The following is an 883-nucleotide window of genomic DNA, read 5'->3' as shown; positions in this document are numbered from 1 at the left end:
GGGCTCTTTCTTTTTGGTGTCAAAAAGAAACAAAAAACACCGGCTGAAAATTTTTCTTTCGAAGTTAGTGGGTTGGCTGTGTGGGTGGAGTCCGAAAAATTTGTTAGGCCGGATTTAAGTAGAACGGGGACACGGTGCTACGGCCTAGTTGGGTGGAAATACGCAGGCGACATAAACCATTTATATTTAGATGATTGCAAAATAACGTTAATGGCAGTGTAGCAAAGAATCAAACCATAGAAAACAGTCATTAGATTTGTTGCCTTCAGTATAAATGTTAGCGCAGTGCAACTAACTTAAAGATTCTTCGCCGGGCTCAGAATGATAGCATAATATTATAATTCAAAGACCTCTCCTCTTTCTGGCACGGCAACATTAAAGCCATCTTCTTGTAAAGCCAATGATAAACTTTTGAGGCTTTTATCTTCACCATGAACCAAGAAAACTTTTTTGGGCTGTCCTGTCTGTTTAATTGTTTTCACTAAGTCATTGTGATCGCCATGGCCACTGAGCAGATCAGTTTGGTGTATCGTGGCGTAAACCATCATTTCCCGGTCTTTAATGCGGACAATAGGTGCTCCGCTTAATAGCTTGTAACCGAGTGTTCCTTTTGCACAGTAGCCAATAAAAAGAATGGTGCAATAATAGTTCTGAATGTTGTAGTACAAGTGATCCTGAATCCGCCCGCCTTCTAACATGCCTGCAGAAGAAATAATGATACAAGGATCAAAATAATTAGAAACATCTTTACTTTCTTTCATCGTTTGAACATAAGCAAGATGCTCAAATTCAAACTCATCACCCATGGTTTGGTAAAAATCTTTCGCTTCCTGATTTACCAGGTTATGGTGTTTGCGGTAAACCTCGGTAGCTTGGATGGCCA

At 40.1% G+C, this 883-nt stretch carries 2 protein-coding genes; one reads left to right on the top strand and one right to left on the bottom strand.

From position 1 onward, the window contains the following. Positions 1-222: hypothetical protein (locus AC1DND_RS28665; RefSeq protein WP_477586337.1), on the top strand; the 222-nt coding region annotated here is incomplete at its 5' end. A gap of 113 nt (positions 223-335) precedes the next feature. Here the strand turns inward: AC1DND_RS28665 and AC1DND_RS28660 are convergent. Beyond that, positions 336-883, bottom strand: a 548-nt coding sequence (locus AC1DND_RS28660; protein WP_477586336.1) for an MBL fold metallo-hydrolase RNA specificity domain-containing protein, incomplete at its 5' end; no start/stop codon positions are given.

The organism is Pedobacter sp. 01N416, assembly GCF_056399685.1.
This window is presented reverse-complemented; position numbering and strand designations above follow the sequence as displayed.